Origin of the sequence: Trichococcus flocculiformis (assembly GCF_963662535.1) — a bacterium.
Classification (GTDB): Bacteria; Bacillota; Bacilli; order Lactobacillales; family Aerococcaceae; genus Trichococcus; species Trichococcus flocculiformis.
The window spans coordinates 304,446-329,679 of record NZ_OY759718.1 but is presented as its reverse complement, the minus strand read 5'-3'; the positions used below and the strand labels follow the sequence as shown (position 1 = coordinate 329,679).

The 25,234-nt window shown below is 41.4% G+C and carries 18 protein-coding genes; 12 read left to right on the top strand and 6 right to left on the bottom strand.

Annotation, left to right across the window (positions count from 1 at the left end; all coding sequences use genetic code 11):
- The first annotated feature begins 376 nt into the window (after positions 1 to 376).
- Positions 377 to 1,063 (top strand): phosphoribosylaminoimidazolesuccinocarboxamide synthase, encoded by a 687-nt coding sequence (locus tag ACKPCD_RS01900; RefSeq protein WP_321433843.1) that lies wholly within the window; start codon positions 377 to 379, stop codon positions 1,061 to 1,063.
- Between the two features lie 57 nt (positions 1,064 to 1,120).
- Here ACKPCD_RS01900 and ACKPCD_RS01895 read toward each other — a convergent pair whose 3' ends face one another.
- Positions 1,121 to 2,335, bottom strand: a complete 1,215-nt coding sequence (locus ACKPCD_RS01895) for a helix-turn-helix domain-containing protein (protein WP_321433842.1) — start codon at positions 2,333 to 2,335, stop codon at positions 1,121 to 1,123.
- A gap of 174 nt (positions 2,336 to 2,509) precedes the next feature.
- On the opposite strand from ACKPCD_RS01895, the gene ACKPCD_RS01890 reads away from it, so the two are divergent.
- The 6 genes from ACKPCD_RS01890 to ACKPCD_RS01865 all read left to right on the top strand — a co-directional run bounded on the left by ACKPCD_RS01890 (position 2,510) and on the right by ACKPCD_RS01865 (position 11,415).
- Complete coding sequence (locus ACKPCD_RS01890; protein ID WP_321433841.1) at positions 2,510 to 4,249, top strand: glycoside hydrolase family 3 protein; 1,740 nt, start codon at positions 2,510 to 2,512, stop codon at positions 4,247 to 4,249.
- 21 nt (positions 4,250 to 4,270) lie between these two features.
- Positions 4,271 to 5,773, top strand: coding sequence for a sugar ABC transporter ATP-binding protein (locus ACKPCD_RS01885; protein WP_321433840.1), 1,503 nt, complete (start codon positions 4,271 to 4,273; stop codon positions 5,771 to 5,773).
- A gap of 34 nt (positions 5,774 to 5,807) precedes the next feature.
- Positions 5,808 to 6,812, top strand: a complete 1,005-nt coding sequence (locus ACKPCD_RS01880; RefSeq protein ID WP_321433839.1) for an ABC transporter permease — start codon at positions 5,808 to 5,810, stop codon at positions 6,810 to 6,812.
- A 58-nt stretch (positions 6,813 to 6,870) separates the two neighbouring features.
- Entirely contained in the window at positions 6,871 to 8,037 is a 1,167-nt protein-coding gene (locus ACKPCD_RS01875; protein ID WP_321433838.1) for a sugar ABC transporter substrate-binding protein, read from the top strand.
- A gap of 45 nt (positions 8,038 to 8,082) precedes the next feature.
- The gene (locus tag ACKPCD_RS01870; RefSeq protein ID WP_321433837.1) at positions 8,083 to 9,078 is read left to right on the top strand and encodes an ABC transporter permease; all 996 of its coding nucleotides are present in this window, start codon (positions 8,083 to 8,085) and stop codon (positions 9,076 to 9,078) included.
- A 123-nt stretch (positions 9,079 to 9,201) separates the two neighbouring features.
- Complete coding sequence (locus ACKPCD_RS01865) at positions 9,202 to 11,415, top strand: glycoside hydrolase family 2 protein (protein WP_321433836.1); 2,214 nt, start codon at positions 9,202 to 9,204, stop codon at positions 11,413 to 11,415.
- 119 nt (positions 11,416 to 11,534) lie between these two features.
- Here the strand turns inward: ACKPCD_RS01865 and ACKPCD_RS01860 are convergent, their stop codons facing one another.
- Positions 11,535 to 12,686: an MFS transporter gene (locus tag ACKPCD_RS01860; RefSeq protein ID WP_321433835.1), complete on the bottom strand. Its 1,152-nt coding sequence runs from the start codon at positions 12,684 to 12,686 to the stop codon at positions 11,535 to 11,537.
- 871 nt (positions 12,687 to 13,557) lie between these two features.
- Between ACKPCD_RS01860 and ACKPCD_RS01855 the strand changes: the two genes are divergently transcribed.
- Entirely contained in the window at positions 13,558 to 15,927 is a 2,370-nt protein-coding gene (locus ACKPCD_RS01855; RefSeq protein WP_321433834.1) for a glycoside hydrolase family 2 TIM barrel-domain containing protein, read from the top strand.
- On the opposite strand, the gene ACKPCD_RS01850 is transcribed toward ACKPCD_RS01855, so the two are convergent.
- A complete protein-coding gene (locus tag ACKPCD_RS01850; protein ID WP_321433833.1) occupies positions 15,924 to 17,018 on the bottom strand; it encodes a helix-turn-helix transcriptional regulator in 1,095 nt (364 codons plus the stop codon). The two genes, ACKPCD_RS01855 and ACKPCD_RS01850, sit on opposite strands and share 4 nt — an antisense overlap.
- Before the next feature lie 161 nt (positions 17,019 to 17,179).
- On the opposite strand from ACKPCD_RS01850, the gene ACKPCD_RS01845 reads away from it, so the two are divergent.
- Positions 17,180 to 18,442: a glycoside hydrolase family 1 protein gene (locus ACKPCD_RS01845; protein ID WP_321433832.1), complete on the top strand. Its 1,263-nt coding sequence runs from the start codon at positions 17,180 to 17,182 to the stop codon at positions 18,440 to 18,442.
- Positions 18,443 to 18,622: 180 nt separating this feature from the next.
- Complete coding sequence (locus ACKPCD_RS01840) at positions 18,623 to 19,957, top strand: MFS transporter (RefSeq protein WP_321433831.1); 1,335 nt, start codon at positions 18,623 to 18,625, stop codon at positions 19,955 to 19,957.
- A gap of 125 nt (positions 19,958 to 20,082) precedes the next feature.
- Here ACKPCD_RS01840 and ACKPCD_RS01835 read toward each other — a convergent pair whose 3' ends face one another.
- Positions 20,083 to 21,114 carry a sensor histidine kinase gene (locus ACKPCD_RS01835; RefSeq protein WP_321433830.1) on the bottom strand — a complete coding sequence of 344 codons (1,032 nt, stop codon included), beginning with the start codon at positions 21,112 to 21,114 and terminating at the stop codon, positions 20,083 to 20,085.
- On the bottom strand, positions 21,104 to 21,796 hold the full coding sequence (locus ACKPCD_RS01830) for a response regulator transcription factor (protein ID WP_321433829.1): 693 nt from the start codon (positions 21,794 to 21,796) through the stop codon (positions 21,104 to 21,106). Before ACKPCD_RS01830 ends, ACKPCD_RS01835 begins: the two co-directional genes overlap by 11 nt.
- Before the next feature lie 157 nt (positions 21,797 to 21,953).
- On the opposite strand from ACKPCD_RS01830, the gene ACKPCD_RS01825 reads away from it, so the two are divergent.
- Both ACKPCD_RS01825 and ACKPCD_RS01820 read left to right on the top strand, forming a co-directional pair.
- The gene (locus tag ACKPCD_RS01825; protein WP_321433828.1) at positions 21,954 to 22,778 is read left to right on the top strand and encodes an SDR family oxidoreductase; all 825 of its coding nucleotides are present in this window, start codon (positions 21,954 to 21,956) and stop codon (positions 22,776 to 22,778) included.
- Between the two features lie 23 nt (positions 22,779 to 22,801).
- Positions 22,802 to 23,833: an NAD-dependent epimerase/dehydratase family protein gene (locus ACKPCD_RS01820; protein WP_321433827.1), complete on the top strand. Its 1,032-nt coding sequence runs from the start codon at positions 22,802 to 22,804 to the stop codon at positions 23,831 to 23,833.
- A 142-nt stretch (positions 23,834 to 23,975) separates the two neighbouring features.
- Here ACKPCD_RS01820 and ACKPCD_RS01815 read toward each other — a convergent pair whose 3' ends face one another.
- The gene (locus tag ACKPCD_RS01815; protein WP_321433826.1) at positions 23,976 to 25,181 is read right to left on the bottom strand and encodes a helix-turn-helix domain-containing protein; all 1,206 of its coding nucleotides are present in this window, start codon (positions 25,179 to 25,181) and stop codon (positions 23,976 to 23,978) included.
- Between the last annotated feature and the right edge of the window lie 53 nt (positions 25,182 to 25,234).

Below are 25,234 nucleotides of genomic sequence, written 5' to 3'. Positions count from 1 at the left end.
AACTCCGGCGAAGCGGCCACTCACCGGAGTTTGCACTCCAAAATAAACCTTACCTTCTATGAAGGGAACATCGCCGGAGTTGGCCGGAAAAATATGGACTAAACTCCGGCGACGCCTCCGTTCGCCGGAGAAGAAGCGTGCAGATTAGGATCTGAACATATCCGAAGATCTCCCTTCATCAAAAGCTTGCTTCGGTGTAAAATCCGAACAAAAAGTTGTTCATCTATGATTTTCGGTCGAATTTTAATTCGATTTACAATTTATAATGAACTTTATTCAGGTTTTTTTATTAAAAACCGAAAAAAGCCTCGACAATAAAAATATCCAATGGTATCATTTTTGAAAACACTGGATATTTCAGAGAAGGCGGGAAAACATGAAAGAATTGTACGACGGCAAAACAAAAACAGTCTTATTGGATGAAGCGAATAAGGAAGTCTACTTATTATTTAAAGATAGCGCAACCGGCGAAGATGGCGTCTTCGATCCAGGCTCCAACACAGTTGGCGGCAGTGTTGCCGGTAAAGGAAAAGTGGGTTTGACTGTTTCTAAATACTTTTTTGAATTGATGGAAAAAAATGGCATTCCTACGCACTACCTGGATGCGGATATCGAAAAAGGTGTCATGAAAGTGCGCCAACTGACGGTACCGAATCTGGAATTTGTTTTACGCTATTTCACTGCTGGCAGTATGTGCCGCCGTTTTACCTTGCCGGAAGGGTTGCCTTTTGATCCGCCCTATTTGGAAGTGACGTTGAAAGACGATGAACAAGGCGACCCATTGATTACGGATCGCTTGTGCCAAATGAAAGGTATTTTACAACCGGGGCAATACGATGAAGCGCTCGATATCTTAACGAAAGTCGGCGCAGTTCTTAGAGATGCTTTAGCCGAAATGAACTTGACCTTAATCGATTTCAAAATTGAAATTGGTTATGACACTGACGGAAAAATGTACGTCGTGGATGAAATTACCCCCGACATTTGGCGCGTCAAAGATGAAGCAGGCAATATTCCCAACCAAATTGACTGTGCGCAATTGATTTTAGAAAAAATTCAATAAGTAAAAGGTGAGGTCCCAGTACGGGATCTCACCTTTTTTAATCCGCTCGAAAACAGGCTACTTGGAAATGTCCTTCCGATAGTCGCTAGGCGTTAGGCCCCTCTCTTTTTTGAACACCTTCGTGAAGTAATTATAGTCAGGGATACCTACATATGCGGCAATGTCTTGAATACTCATAGAACTGGAGTCAAGTAATTTTATGGCTTCATTGATGCGTAATTGGTTAATGTACCGAATCACAGTAGTTCCGACTTCTTTTTTGAACTGACTGGAAATATAGGGAGCGGATAAATTGAATTTCTCGGAAATACTGTTCAGCGTCAAGGGTAAATTCAGATTGAATTCAATGTAGTCCAATATTTTCCTGACGGATAGAGAGTAAGTATTTCTGGATTTACTTTGCACAAGCAAGCAATATTCCCGGATCATTTGTTCATATAATTTATGTAGAGCACTTTCTGAGGTGGTAAGTTCAATCATATGCAGAAACTTGCTGGATATTTCATGTAAGTATACAGGATGTATTTCATTTCCTTCAACAGCCTTACGAAATAAAGTGTTTGCTGAAGTCAAGTGGGATTTTTGATCCCTGAGTGTGTTTTTTAGGCGAGGTTCAATCGGCAAACTCATGAACCGCTCTGCTTCCACTAATGCTTTTTCCCAATCCCCGTTACGAATGTGGCTGAGAAGCTCTTTTTCTATCTTATAGCGATCGAATACAGCGTCGAAATAAGCTTCAAAATTATCTTTAGGAGTATAAATATAATGATCTTTACTTGAATTCGAAAAATCATGATAGTTGATTGAGAACGGCGTGATGTCCTCTTTATTGATATAGGAGACGATATTTGAAATGATTGAAATAAGATGCAAGTTATTGTCTATTTGAGGAATCCCGAACAGGAATCCCTTTATGTTTTGGATATCTGCTGCAGTCAGGTGATTGTTTTCAGTGATTTCATGCCAATAATCATCATTAATAGGATTGTTGAAATAAGGGCCTATGGCAACGATATCCTGTTTATCCGCAAACGGAAAGAAAAAAATATAGTTGATTAAATAATTATCCGTTACAAAATAGAAAGTATTTTTTTCCATCGTCGACAGAAACACCTGCACTTGTCTGTACAAGGTTTCAGAATCTTCAAGACTTTCTCGGAGAGATTGGTCAAAAGCGGATAGATTAGGGTAGGGAGCTATGAAATAATTAAAATTTAAATGCAGTGTATCCGAGAGAAGCTTTGTAATAAAATCGATCGTTGATGAATTCATTTTATTTCTCCTTAAAATCAAACTATAACAGTAGTTTACTCCAGAATAGGGGATAAATAAACAAAAATAGGAAATCACCTTAAAAACGTTCTAATTGAAACCGTTTTATTCTAATTGTATAGAAGATAACATGCTATAGTATGGGAAATAAATGAATGATAGGTGATTAGATAAATGATAACCAATCTTAAGGGAATGCCGTATGGGTTAGCGGATAAAGACATTGAGTGGGTAGAAGATACAATCAACAACATGTCGATTGAAGAGAAAATTGGACAACTTTTTATTGTTCTGGGTAAAAGCAGTAACGAAGAATACGTCCGGAATTTGGTTGAGAAATACCATCTAGGGGGAGCGCGCTATACTGAAAGGGATCCTCTTAAAATCTTACATCAAAATCGAGCGTTCCAGAAGTACAGTAAAACGCCTATGTTTATTGCAGCAAATTGCGAGGATGGCGGCAGCAGTCTCTGTCAAAACGGCACGCAAGTGGCAACACAAGCGCAATGTGGAGCGACTGGTACTCCGGAAGCTGCGTATCAAATGGGACATATCGGTGGCATAGAGGCTACCGCCTTGGGTTGCAATTGGACCTTTTCGCCAATCGTGGATATCCTCTTTAATTGGCGCAACACGATCGTGAATACCAGATCTTTTGGGAATGAAGCGGATCAAGTTTTGGAGTTGGCCAAAGCAAATATCAAAGGCTTAAAAAACAGCAATATACTGGCAAGCGCGAAACATTTCCCGGGGGATGGTGTTGAAGAAAGAGATCAACACCTGGTGATGGGGATCAATGATCTGACCTGTGAAGAATGGGATGCCAGTTTCGGAAAGGTCTATCAGTCACTTATAGAAGATGGGCTGGAAACGATTATGATTGGCCACATTGCACTTCCTGCATACAGCAGAAAGTTAAGGCCAGGTATCCTGGATGAAGATATTATGCCGGCTACGCTAGCGCCTGAAATCACAACTGATTTATTGAGAAAACAATTAGGTTTCAAAGGGCTAGTAGTGACCGACGCTTCTCATATGGGGGGCTTGCTGAGTGCTAGACCAAGAAACGAACAGCTGCCACATGCGATTGCAGCGGGATGCGACATGTTCTTGTTCATGCATGATGAAGAAGAGGATTTCCAGTATATGCTGGATGGGTATGAAAAAGGCATCATTTCTGAAGAGCGATTACAGGAAGCCCTTGAACATATCTTAGGGATGAAGGCAAAGCAAGGCTTGCACAAAATGAAAGCGGAGTCTCTGGAAGAGGCGACGGCGAAATTGGCGCAAATCGGCAGTGCAGAGCACTTAGCAACGGCAAAAAAAATTGCTGATGAAAGCATTACGCTGGTCAAGGATACACAAAGCTTGCTGCCGATCGATGTGCGTGAGAAGAAACGAGCCATGCTGTATTTTCTTGAAAGTACTCCCGTTTCTTATGCGGATGGGACAGACAAAGCCAAGAAAATCGTGGTTGAAGAACTGGAAAAAGCTGGATTTCAGGTTGACGTGAATGATTCGTTTTATGACCTTGAGCAAAGAGAACGCTCACCATTCAATAAATTTAAAATTATGGCTATGCCAACAGTTGAATCTTTCAAAAAGCAATACGATGTTGTTTTCGTGTTTGTCCATATGAAAGGCTATGCCCAGGAAAATAATGTACGGGTGAAATATTCTGCGCCGCATTCCAATGAATTGCCTTGGTGGATCAATGAAGTTCCTACAGTTTGTGTTTCTTTAAGCTATACCAATCATTTGTATGATTTGCCAATGATGAAAACATTCATAAATGCTTACGGACCAACCAGAGCATGCATTCAAGCCACAGTTGAGAAGATAACGGGTCAGTCGGAATTTAAAGGGAAATATAATGAAACCGTGTGGTGCAACAGCTGGGACACGCGATATTGATACAGAAAGGAAGTTGCAAAAATGTCCATACAAGGAGAAACATTGCTGGAAGTTAAGAATATGTTTAAAAGCTTTGGACCGACGATTGCCTTAAAAGGTGTAAACCTGACGATAAAAAGAGGACAGATCCATGGTCTGGTCGGAGAAAATGGAAGCGGTAAAAGCACCGTGACCAGCATTGCATCCGGATTGCAGAATTGCGATAGTGGTGAAATGTTTTACCTGGGGAAAGAATGGAACCCTGAAAGTATGATTTATGCCCGTGAGCAAGGCATGAGTATGATCCTTCAGGAAGCAAATACGATCAGTGATGTAACTGTAGCAGAGAATTTATTTGCGGGAAAAGAAGCGGAATTCACTAACTTAGGTATGGTATCCAAAAAGAAAATGGTTCAAGCGGCTGATGCCCTCCTGCAAAAATTTGGTGTCGAGCACATCAAGGGAGGTGACAGCATAAACAGATACAGCTTTGAAGACCGAAAACTGATTGAAATCTGCCGCGCCGTAACGGATGATACGCAGCTGTTAGTTGTTGATGAAACAACTACAGCCTTAAGCCATATCGGGAGAGCGTTAATCTACAAGCTCATCAACAAAATGGCGGCTGAGGGAAAAGCGGTCATATTCATCAGTCACGACATGGACGAAATCATTGACGTGTGCAATATTTTGACGGTATTGAGGGATGGAAACATCATAGGGACGTTGGAAAAAGGCGAGATGGATCCCAAAAAAATCCGTTATATGATGGTAGGGCGAGAAATTGGAGAAGCTTACTACAGAGAGGATTATGATCCCTCCCACTCTGGTGAAGTTGTATTGGAATTTAAGAATGCATCCTTTAATGAAATAAAAAACTTTAATCTGAAATTGCACAAGGGTCAAATCTTAGGCCTGGGCGGATTGTCCGGTAGCGGCATGCGGGATGTAGGGAGAGCCGCATTTGGATTGGAACGACTGAAAGAAGGCACAATCGAATGTAAAGGAAACCCTATCGAAGGCATTATGTCGGCAATCGACAACAATATGGGCTATATCTCAAAAAATCGCGATCGGGAAGCGCTGATTGGAGAAGGCTCAATTCGAGACAACATCATTATGCCAAGTATTCGGGGACTGTCCGGAAAGATGATGTATTTATCAAAAAAAGCATCCACAAAAGTTGCCCAGGATCAAATTGATGCTTTCAGCATAAAATGCAACAACGAGAACCAATACGTTTCGACGTTATCTGGCGGTAACAAGCAAAAGGTTTCCTTCGCAAAATGGATGGCAAAAGACAGCGACATCTTCATCATGGATTGCCCGACTCGCGGAGTGGATATTGGTGTTAAACAATTTATGTATCAATTGATTAGCCAAATGAAAGCGGATAATAAGGCGATATTGATGATCAGTGAAGAATTGCCGGAACTGATCGGAATGTGCGATCAGATCATCATTATGAAAGACAATGAAGTCAGCGCCAGCATTACACGGGACAAGGATCTGAAACAGACAGATATCATTGAATACATCATTTAATGGCGTCTTTTGGGAATTACGAAAGGAGATAAGTATGGAAAAACCAGCAAATAAATCGAGTGGAGAAAATCATATCGAATCGGCGGATTTTCTTGGTCTGATGAAAAAAATTAAAAAGTGGGATTGGCTAAGTATTGTTCCTTACTTAGGCTTAATATTGATCCTGATCGTTTTTAGCTTTACCTCCAATGGGAACCTATTTGGAGCCTATAACGTCAGCATTGTGGTGCAACAAACGGTGGCTTTGGCTATTGTATGTCTGGGAGGCGTATTTGTATACTCAATGGGAAATTTGGACATCTCCATTGGAGCCACAATCGGTCTCTGCACACTGATTCAAGCGCTAATTTTAAATGCCACAGGAAATCTTTTGCTAGCCTTTATGGCTGCCTTGCTCTTAGCGCTGTCTTTTGGATTAATCAATGGTGCGGTGAGTTCTTGGTTAGGTCTCCCTTCTGTCATCACTAGTTTGTTCCTGATGTTTATCGGAACGGGCGTTCAAACGATTATAACGCTAAAAACCAATACAATCAGAACCAGCTTTGATTTTTCATTCTGGAAAAACATGTATGTTCAAATTGGAGCATTGGTAATCATGTTCTGTATCGTGTATTACTTATTCAATTATACGCGTCTAGGGAAATATACGAGTAGTATTGGTGCAAACTTGGAATTTGCTAAACAAAGTGGTGTGAATGTATTCAGAAACAAAATCTATGCGTATCTCATCATGGGAACCTGCGTAGCGATAGCGAGCCTGTTCATTTTAGCCCGGTCGGGAAGCTCTTCCCGTGTCACGGGTGCAGGCTATCATATGGATGTTATGGTGGCGTTGATCCTCGGCGGCATGCCTTTGTCAGGAGGAATGAAGAGTAAAGTCAGTGCTGCTCTGATCGGTTCATTTTCCTATGTTCTTTTGACAAATGGGCTTACGCTATCCGGGGTTGCCGCAAGTAATGTTCCGCTGGTAAAAGCATTGATTTTTGCTGTCATCGTGATTATAACCAGCCGTAAGAAAGGAGTCGTGTTACCTAGATAAGCTGCCGCTATGCAATGTTTGGAATGTTTCATAAAAAATATATCAGGAGATGATCAGGATGAAAAAAATGATAAAACTACTTATGAGTGCAACAATGGTATTAGGCTTGGCAGCATGTGGTGGAGCAGGGGAACAACAAGGGTCCGACTCGACTGCGGCAGGCAACAGTGCAGCTGAGGAAGCCTCATTTGATTATGCGGATGTAAAGATTGGCGTACTCGGTCATATGCAGAGCGGAGAGACACTCGATGCACTGACCGTCTATATGGACGCCTTGTCAGAGGAAGTTGGCTTTTCGTATGAGTATGTCGTAGGAAGCAGCTACGATGAGCAGACCAACATAACAGCCGTGCAGAATTTGATTGCATCCGGAGTGGACGGTATTATTCTGGCGATAGACAGCGGAACACCAGCAATTCTGCAGGAGTGTGAAGCCGCAGGTGTATTCCTATCGGCATTCATCACAGACATGGACAGCAGTTTTGATGAGTTAAAGTCAAGTGACTATTATTTGGGAAATGTGAATGATGGCCTGTACGATACTTCCTCAATTGGAGAAAAAGCTGCCGAGTTAGTAATCAAAGATGGCAATACGAATGTAGGCATCGTAACCTTCCCATTACTATACTTCCCACAAAAAAGTGCGGCAATCCAAGCGTTTACGGAAACAATTGAAAGCCATAATGACACTGCGGCCGAACCGATTGAAATCTATGAGACGCAGGAGCTAAGTTTTAGTGCATTGGAAGATACATATTTTAATAACTATCCTGAATTAGACTCTATTTTTAGCTTAGCGAGTGGCTTTGTGCATCCAACGATGGTAAGCGCGGATAAGACAGATATTGATTTGTATACTACAGGATTTAAAAAAGATGATTTAGACGCATTTGAAAATGGCGAAATGAGAATGATGACCTTATCGAATGTCGAAGCGGTAGCCCTTCCTGTTGCGATGATCCTTAATGCTGTGGCTGATAAACCATTTGCTGATCAACCAGAAGAAGCAGAGCGTATCGATACTTCAGTGGTTTTTGTAACCAACGATGAAGAGTTAACAGCTCTGGAAGAAAAATGTTTCTACTTCACCGCAGATATAGACCAAGCTTTCATTTCTCCGGAAGACTTCACGCAATATCTTACTGCATATAATCCAGATGCAAGTTATGAGGAGTTCAAAGAAGTACTTGTGAACATGTCTATGGAAGATTTGATGGCCAAATGAGAATAGTAAGACGACTAGTCACAAGGAAATACTGGGGTGAAATTTATGAATAGTAAAACAATGGTCAGGAATATAGCGATAACAATATGCTTGCCCATTCTGATGTTCGTGGTTATGTACACCATCACGAAATCAAATGGAATCGACTATTATGGGCAATCGGCCATGTGGAAAGCTATTTTCAGGAATTTGGGGATGGCTGTCACGATGGGCTGCGGGTTAGCCATGCAATTGCGTCATGGTAGGTTTGACTTTTCAGGTGGGGCTACGATGGTGTTGGCTGGAACGCTGGGTGTCTATTATACGCAACAGTTTAATGGTGGACCGATGATGCTACTGGCACTATGTGTTGTTTTCTCAGTAATCATCAGTATGATTACGGCCACAGTCTATGTCACCTCAAAATTGCCGATCATCATTTGTACCATCATGTTAGCGTTAGTTTATGAAGCGTTGACGCTTGTTCTTGCAGGGGGCAATGGTGTAAATATTATGGCGAATGTGGGCTTGAATATTTTTGGGAGAGAACCCTACACAATCTACATTATGGTGTTCGCCATGATTTTTTACCAAATTATTCTATCGCTTACGCCTTTTGGGTATAGAGCAAAACTATTGAGACATGGTCAGCATGTCTCGGTAAACATTGGAATCAACGAGAGAAAAAATGTTATTACAGCCTATGTTTTTTCTGGTATATTATTCGGGCTCGCGGCAACGATCTTTGTATCTCAAAATAAAGTAGAAACATTATCCAATTTATCTTCTACAGGGATTTTATTCAGTTACATCGCTTCTGTCTACATAGGGATGTTCCTGGGGAAACTCACTCTTGAGATTATTGGACTTACCATTGGAGCATTAACTATCCAGTTGATGAATTATGGTTTGGGTGCAATGGGTTATGATAGCGGTGGCTGGAATAACATATTCTTCGGAATATTTATGATGACATTCTGGATCATAACCAGTAAGTCTGGTCAGATTGAGGCGTTTCTATCGAACCTATCCAAGAAGAAAGAAATGGGACAGAAGACTTAATTTTTTAGCATAATACCAATCATAGGCCTGAGCATTACTCCTTTTTGTAGTATGCGAAGGCCTATACGTATATATAAAGGAAGCGTATGTGAGTTATAAATTAAAAAGGTTGGAGGTTTACCCATGCGGCACACTTATTCATTAAATGAAGGCTGGATATTTAAGAAAAGAGAGGTCAACTTAGAAAAAACAACACCCAAATCTGTATCGGAAGAGCGTATAAATTTACCGCATACATGGAACAATGAGGTCAATAATAGCAGGGAAGAGTTTTCCTATCAGAGAACAATTACTCTCTCAGAAAATCATAAAGACGATAATCTGTATTTAGAATTTTTAGGTGCGAACAGTGTATGCAAAGTCTATTTGAATGACCTATTTGTAGGAGAACATCGCGGGGGGTATTCGGCCTTTCGATTTGATATTACGGAATTGTATGATTGGGATAAGGAAAATATAGTCACTGTGTTTGTGGATAATAGTCAAACGAAGGACGTATCCCCTCTTAATGGAGACTTTACAATATACGGGGGACTGTACAGATCTGTAAATCTGATTTGCGTGGGTAAAGATCATTTCTCTTTAGACTATTGGGGAACAGATGGCATCATCATCAGGAGTGAAGTCAAAGAGGACAAATCAGGTGTCGTCAATTTAGAGGTACATACAGTTTGCGCCTCAGATGCTGCAGTGAACATAAAGATACTGGATGAAGGAGATCATATCATTTATTCGGAAACGATCCCGTCAGACCAAAAAAATGTTGCCATTGAGCTGGAAGGACCGAATCTTTGGGAAGGGCAAGAAAGTCCGTATTTATATACTTTAGAAGCAACCTTGCAGAAGAATGGAACGGCTGTCGATCAAATCAAGAAAACATTCGGCTTCAGAAAGTGCAGCTTAACCCCTGACCGGGGCTTCTTTTTGAATGATAACCACTTGCGGATAAATGGCGTTGCCAAACATCAAGATTTTGAAGAGGTTGGGAATGCTGTTAGGAACGAACACATCGAAAAGGATTTTGAGCTCATAAGGGAGATTGGCGCCAATGCAATCCGGCTTTCTCATTATCAGCATAGTCAATCTGTTTATGATGTGTGCGATAAAGAAGGATATGTTGTTTGGGCTGAGATACCGATGATGTCCTTACCGGATAGGGAAGGCGTATTGGAGAATGCGGCCGACCAATTAACCGAGCTGATCCTACAAAACTGTCACCATCCTTCGATATGTTTCTGGGGGATTCAAAATGAAATTGCCATGGACGGAGAATCCCTTGCGATGTATCAAGCAGTAAATACGTTGAATGACCGTGTGCGTGCCTTACTGCCCACTGCCTTGACGGCCAGTGCCAATATGTATGAAGTCAAAAACAACAGTCCATTAAACTTTATTACTGACATGGTGGGGTATAATTTATATTTTGGTTGGTATTATGACAGCATGCAAGATTTGAATGCTTGGATTGAAAATTTCCACACAGAAAATCCGCAAGTTTCGTTGGGTATTTCTGAGTATGGTGCTGATTCTAATCTGGCGTTCCATTCTGACACCCCAAAAGTGAAGGATTATAGTGAAGAGTTTCAAGCAGTCTACCATGAACAAACCTATCCCATCATCAAGGCAAAGTCCTATATGTGGGGAAGTTTTGTTTGGAACTTGTTTGATTTTGGGAGCAGCGTCAGAAACGAAGGCGGCACGAAAGGGAAGAACTGTAAGGGGTTAGTCACTTTTGATCGTAATACTAAGAAAGATGCTTTTTACTATTACAAAGCCAACTGGTCTGCAGAACCTTTTATTCATATCTGCGAAAAACGTTTTGCCAATAGGGACAAAGATACGGTAGACATCAAGGTATATTCGAATCTGAAACAAGTCTCTTTAATGATCAATGAGACAGATCTGGGAACCGTTGCGGGTGAGACCGTGTTTTCATTTGAAAATGTACGTTTACAGCCAGGAGAGAACAAGGTTAGGGCATATTCCGGCAGTTACGAAGACGTTGCAAGCTTCAACAAGGTTGATGCTCCAGATCAATCTTATATTTTTGTAGATCCGAATCCTGAGATAAATGTCAAAAACTGGTTTACCCAAGAACGCGGCGAAGTTGACCTTTTCCCGAGTGATGCTTATTCGGTTCTGGACACATTAGGGACTTTGATGGAAAATGAAGAAGCGTGGAACGTAGTGAAAGAATCCGCACCAGACATCGCAGAACGCTCTGTGCCTGGCGCGCCGGTTACGTTGCTATGGGTTGCGAATAAGATGAAAAATTATTTCTCTGAAGAAGCAGTGAAAGAGATAAATAACAAATTGATAAAAATTACGAAAAGCTGACAGCGACCGTTTGCTTAAGGGCTCTTTCAGGATAAAAAGGTAACAGAAAAAGGCAGGAACTCACCCGGTTACAGGAAGTTCCTGCCTTTTCTTGTCCTTACGCTATTTTCAAGCCAGCCTCAAGGATATTTCTTCATCGAAACCAATTGGATCAGCACGATTGCTAAGCTGGTCAAGAGGGTGACGAAGACGATGCTTTGGATGCCGGTGAGGTTGATGACGACGGCAGCCAGGCTGGCGCCGAACGCACCGCCCAATTGGATCAAAGAGCCGTTGATGCTGAGCATGAAACTGGATTTGTTCTCGGTCACCTGGGCGATACCGGTGTTAAGCTGCAGGCCGGTGAACCAGGCGCTCATCAGCCAGACGATGATGAAGAGCACGCTTAACCACTTCGACGGTTGGAAAACCAAGATCAGCAACATCGCTGCCGTCTGGAGCACCGCCCCGAGCATCATCGACTTGGCGTATCCGATGGCATCCGATACGTGGCCACCGATCAGATTTCCTGTAAAACTGGCGAGGCCAAGACCAACCAAGATCAGACTCATCAGCGGCTCGATGGAAGGGAAAAGCAGCAGCAAGTACGGTGTCGCATAGGTGTAGAAGGCATGGTACCCCATGAACATCGTCAACGTATAGGCAAGCAGCAGCAACGTTTTCCCGTCCTTAAAGAACTGCAGCTCATTTTTCAGATCCAGTTTGGTGGCTTCATGATCCGCTTTCGGCAAATACTTCAGGAAATAAACGAGAGACAACAGCATCATGGCATTCAGTATCCAAAAAATGCTGCGCCAATCCAGGACTGCGGACAAGGCGCGCGTCAACGGGATGCCGATGACGAGCGCCAAGGAACTCCCCATGATATAGAAAGCCAAGGAACGCCCTTGCCGATCCTTGGGCGAGAGCGCCAAAATCGTCGAAATGGCCAACACGCCGTAGCTGTTGGCGGAAATCCCCATCAAGAGCCGGACAATCAGCAGCTGCACAAAATTTTGGGCATAGATGAGCGCGAAGGTCGTCAAAATCGTCGCAAACAGCATCAATTTCAGCATCTTGCTGCGTTCGACCGTCCGGAACAGGATCAAAGTAATCGGCACCCCAAATGCGGCCCCATAGGAATACATCGTGTTCAACAGACCGGACTGGGCCACCGAGATGCCCAGCGAAACAGCCACTTTGTCCAAAATGCCGCTGAAGGCAAAAGCCGTCATCGCCAGCACAAAGCTCATTGCGCTGAAGACCAGTAACATCGTGTTTGGTTTTTTCATTTCATTCTCCTTCGAAAATCGATTTTTGATTGCGGTTACATCTGTTTTCAGGTAAGTTCTTCGTTAACCTACCGTCTCCGGAAAATTCCGAATATAAGCGCATTATACAGGTTGATCTTGACTCTAAGTCAAGAGATTTTTGGATAATTCCTAGTTGTCATCGTTATTCGTGGCTAAAGACTAATGATACAAAAACGTAAAATGAGGGATTCGCATATGTAAGAATCACATTATTAACGAGTCCATAAAAAGCTACTTCAAGAATTTTCCGGACATCTTTATAGAAGTTACAAAAGTTATAGGAAAAATAGAGATTTATTTGCATTCTCAATTTATTGTTTCAATGGACCATTAGAGGAAACGCACCACGCGTACTTATTTCAAGAGAATGTGATGTTATGCGAAATAAAATCATGCATTTATTCGTTTTCAATATTTAGAGTTGTCAATTTTCCCTACAAGTTATTTTCACGAACGCAAATGACATCATTCATCTGCGTTCTTTTTGTGCGCCCGGCATGGGTGATAACTTGGTGGTGAAAGTCCACTACAGGCTCTGCAGTAGGAACTGTTAGCGAAAGACAAGGGTGTCCACCGTGAGGTGGAATCTGAAGGAAGTCGGACGTAAACACTCGTACTGAAGAACAGATTTCTAAAGTTTCGGAGTACACGTTAATAGCACAGTACTCATAATAAAATACTATTTCCCTGCTAATTTATTAGTTTTTTCTTTCTATTTAATATGAAAAATTTAAAATAAAACTACGGAAATGATACAATATGTAAAATCATAGAGGGTGCAAACGCATTGTAAACGGTTTCTAAAACCTTTAAATTATTAAGTATATAAAGAGTATAGGAGGGCATATATATGCGTAAAGACTGGAATGAAGGTTGGATGTTTAGGAAATTTGATCAAGATGAGAAGGAAGAGGTACGTTTACCACATGACGCCATGCTTTTTGAAGAAAGATCCGCAGATCAGCCTTCAGGAAGTGCAGGAGCTTTTTTTTCAGGCGGAAAGTATATTTATGAGAAAAATTTCTTCGTTCCTTTAGAGTGGAAAGAAAAAGAAATTACTTTTGAATTTGAAGGTGTCTATAAAAAATCAGTAGTAAATATAAATGGAAAAGAGGCTAATTATTGCTCACATGGCTATCGTCCATTCTGGATTAAGGCAGATCCTTTTTTGGAGTATGGAAAAGAAAATACTATCCAAGTGATAGCTGATAACAGTGAGATGCCAAACAGCCGCTGGTACACTGGGAGTGGAATTTATCGTCCGGTTTGGATATGGCAACAAGAAAAAATACATATTTTGCCTACTGGAGTAAAAATTACAACAATTTCTATTGATCCTGCAAAAATTTTAGTTGATGTTTCTTCCACAGGAGGAATCGCGACCATTGATATTATTGATTCTGGAGAAAAGATCATAAGCGCAAAAACCGATAACGAAGGAAGGGCAGAGTTAACAATCCCCGAAGCTAAGCTATGGAGTGATGATAGCCCTCACTTGTATGAGTGCAACGTTACTTTATCACTGAATGATAGCGTTATAGAAAAAAGATCAGTTCTTTTTGGAATTAGAAAAATTGAATGGAGCCCAAAGGGGTTGTTTATCAACGGTAAAGAAACATTATTGAGGGGAGGGTGCATTCATCATGATAATGGTATTCTAGGGGCTAAAACTTATGAGAAATCAGAATTTAGAAGGGTAAAAATTCTAAAAGAAGCAGGATTTAATGCATTAAGAAGCTCTCATAATTTTGCGTCCGAAGCTCTGGTAAAAGCTTGTGATTACTATGGAATGTATCTAATAGATGAAACTTGGGATATGTGGTATTCCAGAAAAAATAAATATGATTATGCTTTAGATTTTAAAGAAGGATACCATACTGATTTGAAAGCAATGGTAGAAAAAGATTACAATCATCCTGCAGTCATTATGTACTCAATTGGGAATGAAATTTCGGAACCTGCTAGTCAAGAAGGATTGGAACTGGAAGAAGAGATTATTTCAATTTTGCATGAATTAGATCCTACAAGACCTGTAACCTGTGGGATGAACTTAATGATTGTTTCAATGGCTGCTAAAGGGGAATTTATCTATAAAGATGATGGCGGCAGGGATGAAAAACAACAATTGCCGAATAGTAGCAAGATGTTTAACATTATGACTTCAAAAATAGGGGTAGGAATGAATCACTCTTCAAATTCAAAAGAAGCTAATATAGCGACTTCTCCTAGTTTGGATTTATTGGATATAGCTGGATATAACTATGCATCAGGTCGATATCCGCTTGAAGGGGAAGCAAATCCAAACCGTTTATTATATGGCAGCGAAACGTTTCCACAAGATATTTATAAAAATTGGGAAATGGTAAAAAAATATCCCTATCTTATTGGCGATTTTATGTGGACTGCATGGGATTATCTAGGAGAAGTTGGTGCAGGGGCTTGGGCTTATTCAGAAGATGACATTGGATTTGAAAAGCCCTATCCTTGGCTATTAGCAGATATGGGTGTTTTTGATATCTTAGGAAATGATAACGGCGAAGCAGGGTATGCGTCAATTGTTTGGGGGACAGCAGAAAAACCATATATTTGCGTTCAGCCGCCTAATCACGGAGGAATCGAACCCGCCAAATCTGTCTGGCGTGGAACAAATGCTTTACCGAGTTGGTCGTGGAAAAACTGTGTAGGAAACGATGCAATTGTAGAAGTATATGCAGATGCAGATCTTATCGTACTCCACTTAAATGGGGAAGAAATTGGTAGACAAAAAGTAGAGGAAATGAAAGCTCTATTTCATACAAGGTACAAAGCAGGCCATTTAGAAGCAATCGCTTATAACAAGGACAATTATGAGATCGGCAGAAACAGTTTAACAAGTGCTGAAGAAGAGCTTCGAGTTGGAGTGAATCCTGAAGAAATGAAAGTAAGGGCTGGGGAAATTGTTTATGTACCTATAAAAATTGAAGACAAAAATGGAATAGTAGAATCAAATGCCGATCGTTTACTACATATTCACGTTATAGGTGGAGAGCTCCTTGGATTTGGAAGTGCAAATCCAAGGACAGAAGAATCTTATGTAACTACACAATGTACTTCATATTATGGAAAAGCATTAGCGGTTGTTCTTTGTTCAGAACCGGGTGAAGTCACGATAGAAATTGAAGCAGAAAGATTATCCAGGCAAAAAGCTACTATTGAAGTACTAGATAAAAAAGAAAGTTAACGTTTTTTCCCAACAGAATCTCGATATATTTGAGGTGTCATACCGAATTTGTTTTTAAATTGATTATAGAAAGCAGTTCGATTTTCGAAACCTAGTTTTTTAATGATATCTGTGATGCTCATTGTAGTATTCAATAATAAATTACTTGCTTCATTTAAATAGTTGTTGCGAATGTAACTTGCAAGCGTTTGCCCTGTATGTTTTTGAAAGACTTGGCTAATATAATTCCCATTATAATGGAGTTCTTCTGCTAACTCATCTCTGGAAACTTTGCGTTTATTGTTGTATAGATACGAAAGAGTACGTTCAAAGAGAGAATGACTTTCCAATATTTGAAACTGGGTATTGGAACAACTGTAAGTAGAAGGTGCTTGTAGAAAAGAGAATAAGCGCTTGATGTATCCAGTGACGATATCTTGGTAACCCGCTCGTTTAAAAAGAAGTTCCTCGATAAGATGGAATAGCACTTGTAAAGACTCTTGGGAATGATCCCTTATTGCGGAAGGAACTGGAGAAAAATCTATATAATCGATTCGCTGCGTGCTGTGCTCATTTCTTTTGAAAAAGTCAGAAAGCTCAGTAGGCTGATCATTATTTTCTTGAAAGTATAAGTTTAAATTTTTGTAAAATTCCGGTTTGAAATTAAGATATAAAACCGTGCAGTGAGAGTTTCTGATCTCTACATGCTTTACATTTGGATTTATGATACATGCATCGCCAGCATGATAGCGCCGGTGCGTATCTTCAATCCTAAAATCAATTTGTCCGTCAATTACATAGACTAATTCAAAAAAATTATGTTTATGTAACTGACTGGATGTATGCTCATTCTTCGGATTGTTACTAAATATGGAAGTAACCATATCTGTAAATAAATAGGAAGCAAAGTCGCCACGATGATCAATAAGTGACAATTTAAATGGTGAATTGAAGTCATATATTTGATAGGAATCAATAGTTTCTGAAGTATAAATAGGAAAGTTGGCGTCTTGCTGATCGACAGAAGAAAAGGATACATTCTCATTCACGCTTGATACTGGGAAGGAGAAATAATCATAGATTATTTTCAAGATTTGTTGTTTTTTGTTCAACTAAATATCCTCCTTTAAAAAAATGTCAGAATATGTAATAACTGTTTCCCTACTTTTATAAAAGCATATCATAGGAAATAATTTGCTACAATTTTATTTTTATAACAAAGAAACAAGGATAACTATATAAAACGTTAAATATTGAAAGGAAGAGAGAAAAAATGACAAATAATTTTTTGTTGGGTGCTGCAACGGCAGCCTATCAAGTAGAAGGAAATAATGACAAGAGCGACTTTTGGATTATGGAGCATTTGAAAAATAGCACTTTTAAAGAAAAGTCTGGAGAAGCAGTAGATCATTATAACCGGTATGAAGAAGATATTCAATTGATGAGGGAAGCGGGAATGAATGCTTATCGATTTTCTATTGAATGGGCACGGATTGAACCAGAGAAAGGAATATTTGATCGAGAAGCAACGGAACACTATAGAAATGTACTGGAATGCTGTCATGAAAACAAAATAACCCCAATTGTAACCATGCATCATTTTTCTTCCCCGCAATGGATAATCAGAGAAGGGGGATGGGAAAATGAAAAAATTGTTGATTACTTTAAAAATTATTGTAGGTATGTGGTAACCGAATTAGGGGACTTGATGGAATTTATCTGTACAATTAATGAAGCAAATATGAGAAATGAACTTATCACAGTTATGAAATCTTTTGCAAAAAGTTTAGGAATTAATATTCAAGTCGGGGTTAAACTTCAATTACCGGAAAAAATGATGGCTGGACAAAGAGAAGCGGGTAAAGCATTCGGTGGAATTGAGAGCGTTAACACTTTTTTGAGCCCTTGTACACCAAAAGGGGATTTACTTATTATGCAAGCTCATGAAGCAGCGAGAGATGCTATGAGAACAGTGGATAATCGTTTTAAAATTGGCCTAACTCTTTCTCTTCACGATATTCAAGTTGTAGGGAATGCAACAGAAAAAGCCGTTGAGATGTGGGATGATGAATTCAAACACTACCTTCCATTTATTGAAAAAGATGACTTTTTTGGACTTCAAAACTATACCAGAACGCTAGTTGGTGAAGAAGGAGAGCTATCTGTTCCAGAAGAAAAGAAGAAAACACAAATGGGATATGAATTCTATCCTCAAGCTTTAGAAAATGTGATTCGTAAAGTTTCTAGCGAATTAAATCTACCTATTATAGTGACAGAAAATGGCGTTGCAACAGATAATGATAAGGATCGAGTAACTTTTATTGAAGAAGCTTTGAGCGGGGTAAAGCGATGTATAGCAGATGGTATTCCTGTTTTAGGATATATGCATTGGTCGCTATTAGATAACTTTGAATGGCAATTAGGTTATAGTAAAACATTCGGTCTTATTGAAGTAGACAGAAAAACTCAAACAAGAAAACCGAAAGACAGTTTTTATAGATTGGCAGAGATTTGGAAAAGAGAGAGTGAAAGATAAAACAATTATGCAAAGAATTAAATCAAGAACCCAGCTTTCGTACCTCAATATAATTTTGCGGTTTTACAAAGCTTTTGTTGAATCATATCAAGGATAAAAGAGGAACGCCGTTTCAAATTTGGGAATAATACCGAAAACAGGCAATTAACCAATAGTTATAAAAAGGAAGAGGGAAGAAAAATGGAAAAAAGGATTAATCAAGAAGTGTCAAAAAAGATGCCTTTGTGGTACACGCCGGCTTGGGCATCGAGATCTATATCTGTAGCGATAAGTGTCATACTTATGATGCAAGTTACCTATTATTCTACCGAGGTTTTGGGTTTAGGCTCTGGCGTAGTAGGTGTCATTTTATTAGTTTCAAAACTTTTTGACGGTATAACTGACTTATTAGTCGGATTTGCTATTGATCGAACAGATACAAAATTAGGAAAAGCAAGGCCGTATGAACTCTTCATCATTCCGTTATGGATTCTAATCATATTACTTTTCAGTACCCCTAATTTTGGCGAAACTGGAAAAATCATCTATGTGTTTATTATGTATACCTTAATTTTTTCAGTTTGTTCAACTTTTTTGATGGCATCAGAAACGGTTTATTTAGGCAGAGCTGTTCAAGACGGAACAACGCGAGGAAAGCTTCTATCCATTTCAGGTGTTCTTACTATGTTATTTTCAGCAGCAGTCAGCATAATGCTTCCTTCATTAATGGCAACGTTAGGAACTCAACCTGGAGGCTGGACCAAAATATCTCTTATTCTAGGAATACCGATGATGTTGATGGGTATGATTCGTTTCGTAACAATAAAAGAGAAAAGAACGATTGACACTGAAACAAAAGAAGAGAAAATCAGCATCAAAAAAGGAATAAGTATCTTAAAGCAAAATAAATATATTTTTATTCTATCTTTGATCATTTTAGGGGCTAATCTAGTACAAAATATCGTTAGTGTCGCTGGTACATACTATTTTACTTATGTAATCGGTAACCTCTCTTTACTTGGGATAGTGGGATTGGTAGGGTTAGCAGCTCCATTTGTTTTACTTCTCTTTCCTGCTGCAATTCGGACAATTGGAGCTGTAGGATTTGTGAGAATCGGGTTGATTTTAGCAACTATTGCAAATGTTTTGCGTTTTATTTTTCCTACTAATTTGCCTGTGGTTTATTCAACAGTAATGATTTCAGGGATAGGTGCATCAACCATTACCATGATGAATAGTTACTTTATCTTACAATGTATTGATTATGGAGAACAAAAAACGGGTATTAGAGTAGAAGGGTTGCCGACCTCTGTGACCAATTTCGCTGCAAAAATTGGTCAAGGAATTGCAGCCGTTAGTGTCGGCTTTGTGATGGCACTAGGAGGATACATTGGGTCTCAAGCAGAGCAGTCAGCCAGCGCTATTTTTTCTATCCGATCATTGTATTCTCTTATTCCAGCTGCTATATGTATGCTTATGTTAATTGCTCTACATTTTTATGATATTGAGAAAAAAATGGAATCGTTTACTCAATAATTCTCTAATGTTATAGGATTGTAGATACAAAGAAGAGGGCATCTCGAAAAAGATGGCCTCTTCTTTGTATTTTATATAATGTTTGCTTCTCGAAAATTCGATACAAGGCAATGAATGCTGCTATTTTAATCAGGCAACATTACAGTGAATATACTCCCGCTATCCTGCTCGCTTTTAACCATTACCTGGCCCTTCGCCAAGGAAACAATCCGGCTCACGATCGCGAGGCCAAGTCCTAAGCCCCGGCCATTGTCGTTCGGATCGCTTTGGAAATACTTGTTGAAGATGTTGGCTATTTCGTTCGAGGTCATGCCGATGCCGGAGTCGCGGAAGGAGACGCTGATCCGGCTTTTTTCCTGCTTCCCGGAAATAACGATGGTGCCACCCTTGGGTGTGTATTTGATGGCGTTGTTGAGCAAGTTGATCCACACGTGTTGCATCAGTTCAGCATTTCCGAAATACGTCAGTTCAGGTAGCTCCAATTCCACTTGGATATTTTTTTCGGTCCACTGTTGGGAGAGAATGATGGCGACTTGTTTCAGTTGTTCATCCAAAGAATAAGCCTTTTTATCCACGATGATCTGCTGCGATTCCAAGGAGGAGAGCAACAGGGAGTCGGTGGATAAGGCAGCGAGCCGCTTCGACTCCGCCAGGATGATTTCCAGATACTGCCGCTCATCTTCCGGGCTGAGGTTGCCCCTGAGGATAAGGTCGGCGAATCCGCTGATGGAGGCGATCGGCGTCTTGAATTCGTGCGAGAATTTGTTGACGAATTCATTCCGCAACGACTCCACACCGGCGAGTTCCTCCGTCATCTTGTTGAAATCCTGGAATATCGTTTGGAAAGGCCCGTTTGCTGCATCCAGTTTGTAGCGGTAATTCCCGGAAGAGACTGCTTTGATGGCGTTCATCAATTTGCTGGTGTTCTCATTCATTCTCTTTGAGAAGAAGTAAAAAATGGTGCCTGTCACAACTGCCATCGGAAAGGCCATGCCGATCCCGATAATCGGATCAGTCGGTACTGCTGGTGAAGTGATCAGATCATAGAACACCACGACCAACAAGGAGGACATGACGGAGGTCACAACAATGATCAATGCCTGCATGATCAGCCAATGCGTGAGCGGGCTCTCATTTTTCCGATACCTATTTGTCATCTTTGCCAACCTCCTCCAGAATCATCGCCTTGTAGCCCAAGCCCTTCACGGTGATCAGCTGGAACACCTCAAAAGATTTGCATTTGTTCCGCAGACGATTCATGTGCGTTTTGATCGTGTCCTCGCTGCTTTCCGAATCGAAACCCCAGATCTCATCCAACAACTGGTTGCGGGTGAAAATCTGCCCGGGATAAGAAAGCAATTTGAACAGCAGCTCGAACTCCTTTTTCGGCAAGGACAGGCTTGTGTCCTTGTCGGAAAGGGCATAGGTCGCCGAATCCAGCATCACCTCGCCGATGACGATCTTTTGCTCGGCGGAAATGTGCGCGCGCCGCAGCAAGGCCTCAATCCGCAGAAGCAACTCCTCGTAGATGACCGGCTTCGTCAGATAATCATCCGCGCCGGTCTTGAAGCCTTCCCGTTTATCCATGATCGTCTGTTTCGCCGTCAGCAGTAAGACCGGGAACTGGAAGCCATCCCGGCGAAGTTCCTTCAACAGTTCGATTCCATCCATCTTCGGCATCATGATATCCGCGATGAGCAGGTCGATGTGCTGCGATTCGATGATCGCAAGGGCTTCTTCCCCGTTATCTGCCGTCAAAACCGTGTAGTAGGGCTTCAGTTGAGCCTGTATCAACAGCTGAAGGTTTTTTTCATCCTCCGCCACTAAAATTGTTGCCATGGACCATCCTCCCAATCAAAATTTTTCATTATCTTATATCCATTATTTTAAACGCATCAGGTAAATTCATTGTAACAAATCCCCAAGAAATTAGAATTGTTTACTTTACCGTTACGTGAGCATTATAAACTTAAGCCATCGAAAGGGAGGTGCTTCCGTGGAAAAAGTATATGTCATCACTGGCGGCGGCAGCGGAATGGGTCTGGCCACCGCCAAGGTAATTGGAGACTATGGGAAAGTGGTTCTGGTCGGAAGGACCGAAAAGAAACTGTTGCAGGCAAAAAAGGAGTTGGATTTCTATGATATGGATGTCGCGACGTTTACCTGCGACATTTCGGATAAGCAGTCGGTCGAGGCTTTGGCGGATTTTTCGCAAGGGCTCGGAAAAGTGCAGGGCGTCCTGCATGCTGCCGGGATGTCCCCGCATATGGGGGAAGCCGAGACGATCATGGCCGCCAATGCACTGGGAACCTTGCATATCCATAATGCTTTCATCGACGTTATCGAAGCGGGCGGCTGCCTGATCGATGTCTCCTCGATGTCGGCCTATCTCACGCCAAAAATCGTCATGCCGAAGCGGTTGTATAAAATGGCTCTGGTGGATGAAGAGCTGTTCATGAAAAAAATGCTGCGCTGGCTGCAGCTGTTCCCGAAAAAGGTCAGGAGCGGCGTGGCCTATGGCATATCCAAACATTTTGTGATCTGGTTGGCTAAGCAAGATGCCTCCCGTTTCGGAGAAAAAGGCATTCGGGTCTTATCCGTCACCCCAGGGAATTTCGAAACACCGATGGGGGAACTGGAGGCTGAAGAGGCCCAGACTTATCTCAAATACAATGCCATCAAACGTCTGGGGAAAGTGGACGAAATCGCCCAACTTTTCGCAGCCTGTCTCGATGAACGGATGGGTTACCTGACCGGCACGGATATCGTGTGCGACGGCGGCTGCATCGCCTCAGGTGTAGGACCCTTCACAAGAAAATAACAAACTAAAAAGGTGGAGCAAAGATGAAAAAGAAACTGTTTTTATTGACCGGTGCCGCAGGTCTATTGGGAAGCAACATTTCAAGACAATTGATCGAACAAGGGGAGGACGTCCGTGCGTTGGTGTTGAACGGCGATCCGGCCCTTCCCCATGTGCCGGCCGATGTGGAGGTCGTGCTCGGGGATATTACGGTGGAAGCGGACCTCGATCGCTTTTTCGATACAGGTGACCGCGAACTGTATGTCATCCATTGCGCCAGCATCGTGACCGTCAGCGGGGATTACAACCCGAAGGTGCATGAAGTCAATGTCTGCGGAACCGAGAATATGTTGAAGAAAGCCTTCGAAAAGAAAGTCAAAAAATTCGTCTATGTCAGTTCGACCAGTGCCATACCAGAATTACCGAAGGGACAGGAAATCGAAGAAGTCCGTTCTTTTTCGCCGAAAGGCATCGTCGGTTTCTATGGGCAAACCAAAGCTGAGGCAAGCCAATTGGTGCTGGATGCGGTGGAACAAGGGTTGGATGCGTCCATCGTCTTCCCTTCCGGAATCTGCGGTCCGAATGACTTCGCCTACGGTCCCGTCAGCTCGTTCGTGATCGACTATGTCGCGGGGGAAATGAAAGCCGGTGTCGAAGGCTCCTTCAACGCCGTGGATGTCCGCGATTTGGCTGCAGGCTGCATTGCTTGTGCGCGGAAAGGCCGCAGAGGAGAATCCTATATCATGAGCAATGAACTCGTGACGATGCGGGAAATGTTCGATCTGTTGTCGGAATTGAGCGGTGCCAAGAACGTCAAGACGATCCTGCCGGCGTCCATTGCCAAAATTTTGGGAAAAACTTCCGACATGATCGGCCGTTTGACCAACAGTCATCCGAGAATGACGTCCTTCGCGGTCTACAACATGCTGCGGAACAACCATTTTTCTTCCAAAAAAGCAGAAATGGAGCTGGGCTACAAAGTTCGCCCGTTCCGGGATACTATGCGGGATGAGATCCTCTGGCTGCAGGCGGAAGGGAAGATCATGAAAACAGGCCTGGAAACGGCCAAAATATAAATGCCGAAAAAAGCGGATATTTGATGTACAAAAAACCTTGCTGAGTGCCGGAATATAGTTGGTTCGCCAATCTATATCCGATGCTTAGAAGGTTTTTTTAGTTTTATCATCATTACAGCTCTTTTGAAAATTTGAAAAATGATTAGTGGCGAGAGGTGTGTGTTTCCATTTTCCAGAATGACTTTCGGTATTTTTCGGGAGTTAATCCGACATAGGCTTTGAATGATTTTTGGAAGTGGCTTTGGCTTGAGAAGCATAAATAGTTACTGATTTGGGTAATACTTTTATCCGAATAAGCAAGCAAGTCTTTCGCATCGTCCAGTTTCGTCTCTCTTATGAAGGTGCTTAAGTTGAATCCGAGCTCTTTTTTCACTTTTCTGGATAGGGAAGTTCGTGTATAACCTACTCGTTCTGCTATTTCAGATACAGTAAGAGGTGCGTTCGTGTTGTTGCGAACATATTGGACAATTTCATGAAGTGTTTTATCCGCACCGGTTGGGATAGCAGAGCTTGCTACACGATTAGTGTAATCAAATTGAACTTGCCATAAAAGGGATTTAACCGCTTCTACATCCGTCAATCTTTCTGCTTGCTGCAGATAAACATTCGATAATTGATAGGCCAGACTGGGGGAGAGGCCCCCTCTCATTGCGGCCCGGGATATAAGCGTCACATTCACTATAAATAGATTCTTCCATTGACGAAGAGCCGTAGGAGCAATTTTCCCAATTGTTGCATACCTGGCCTGCTCGGCGAAGGCCTTCAATTTTTCTGTTTGGCCTGTTTCCACAAAATGCACCATAGCCTCTTCGATATTGAAACTGTTATAGAGCGCGTTTTCCTCTTTTTCTTCCGAAAGTAAAGTGACATAATCTTCCATCACTGTACTTTGGGTCTGTTCATCCGTGCTGAGAAAAACATCTTTTTTGGATAATTCTGTTCCATTCAAAATAAAATCAACAAAAAGTAAAGTATTTACGAATGAGTCCCAATTTTGAGGAGCAATATTTTTGAAAAAATCAATGAAGCCATCGGAACTGACATTTTTCACTGCAAACTCTTTTTGAATGGCCAGCAGCGAATCTTCACTATAAGAAAAGTCATTAACAGGCCCAATGATAAGCATTTTATTTCCCTCCAATTTCACACCGCCATAGTAGGAATGGAAAGAAGTCATTGTATACGTGATTTGCTGGATGGGGTCATTCAGCAAAGAGAAATAAACAGGCAAAGGGTAGGTTTCTGGTTCCTGTGCAGGAACTGCTGCGACCAATTTATCATGCTCATACAAATAGATCGGAATATAGTACGAAGAATAAAAGTAACGTAAAAATGAATTAAGGTTCATGATAGCTCCGCCTCTTCCAGATTGATGACACAATTATATAATTTTGGACACTC

Coding starts and splice junctions, on each gene's coding strand:
- ACKPCD_RS01900 (WP_321433843.1), top strand. CDS start 377: ATGAAAGAATTGTACGACGGCAAAACAAAAACAGTCTTATTGGATGAA.
- ACKPCD_RS01815 (WP_321433826.1), bottom strand. CDS start 25,181: ATGAACCTTAATTCATTTTTACGTTACTTTTATTCTTCGTACTATATT.
- ACKPCD_RS01835 (WP_321433830.1), bottom strand. CDS start 21,114: ATGACAAATAGGTATCGGAAAAATGAGAGCCCGCTCACGCATTGGCTG.
- ACKPCD_RS01855 (WP_321433834.1), top strand. CDS start 13,558: ATGCGTAAAGACTGGAATGAAGGTTGGATGTTTAGGAAATTTGATCAA.
- ACKPCD_RS01880 (WP_321433839.1), top strand. CDS start 5,808: ATGGAAAAACCAGCAAATAAATCGAGTGGAGAAAATCATATCGAATCG.
- ACKPCD_RS01890 (WP_321433841.1), top strand. CDS start 2,510: ATGATAACCAATCTTAAGGGAATGCCGTATGGGTTAGCGGATAAAGAC.
- ACKPCD_RS01845 (WP_321433832.1), top strand. CDS start 17,180: ATGACAAATAATTTTTTGTTGGGTGCTGCAACGGCAGCCTATCAAGTA.
- ACKPCD_RS01860 (WP_321433835.1), bottom strand. CDS start 12,686: ATGAAAAAACCAAACACGATGTTACTGGTCTTCAGCGCAATGAGCTTT.
- ACKPCD_RS01885 (WP_321433840.1), top strand. CDS start 4,271: ATGTCCATACAAGGAGAAACATTGCTGGAAGTTAAGAATATGTTTAAA.
- ACKPCD_RS01895 (WP_321433842.1), bottom strand. CDS start 2,335: ATGAATTCATCAACGATCGATTTTATTACAAAGCTTCTCTCGGATACA.
- ACKPCD_RS01875 (WP_321433838.1), top strand. CDS start 6,871: ATGAAAAAAATGATAAAACTACTTATGAGTGCAACAATGGTATTAGGC.
- ACKPCD_RS01870 (WP_321433837.1), top strand. CDS start 8,083: ATGAATAGTAAAACAATGGTCAGGAATATAGCGATAACAATATGCTTG.
- ACKPCD_RS01820 (WP_321433827.1), top strand. CDS start 22,802: ATGAAAAAGAAACTGTTTTTATTGACCGGTGCCGCAGGTCTATTGGGA.
- ACKPCD_RS01865 (WP_321433836.1), top strand. CDS start 9,202: ATGCGGCACACTTATTCATTAAATGAAGGCTGGATATTTAAGAAAAGA.
- ACKPCD_RS01840 (WP_321433831.1), top strand. CDS start 18,623: ATGGAAAAAAGGATTAATCAAGAAGTGTCAAAAAAGATGCCTTTGTGG.
- ACKPCD_RS01830 (WP_321433829.1), bottom strand. CDS start 21,796: ATGGCAACAATTTTAGTGGCGGAGGATGAAAAAAACCTTCAGCTGTTG.